This window comes from Streptomyces sp. SID14478, from assembly GCF_010548525.1.
GTDB lineage: Bacteria > Actinomycetota > Actinomycetes > Streptomycetales > Streptomycetaceae > Streptomyces.
In genome coordinates this window covers 1-219 of record NZ_JAAGMG010001420.1, presented here as the reverse complement: position 1 = coordinate 219, position 219 = coordinate 1, and the positions used below count along the sequence as shown (strand labels likewise).

Genomic DNA, 219 nt, shown 5'->3' with positions numbered 1-219 from the left:
GCCCGACCGGCGACCGGGAGGATCTCGCGCACGAGCGTCTGCGGCAGCACGTCCACCGTCCGGCGCAGCGCGCCCGGCAGCGGTCCGCGCGGCCGCCCGTGCGCGGTCCACACCCCGGCCCCGGCGGCCGCCACCGCGACCACGACGAGATGCGCGCCGCAGCTCACCCACGAGGGGCGCAGCTCACCGCCGGACGCGTAGGCCGCGGCCGCGGTGCCG

Annotated in this window: 1 pseudogene; it reads right to left on the bottom strand. The window is 81.3% G+C overall.

The window, feature by feature from the left end:
• Positions 1 to 219 (bottom strand): annotated as a pseudogene (locus tag G3I40_RS44680) (hypothetical protein); the annotation flags it as partial.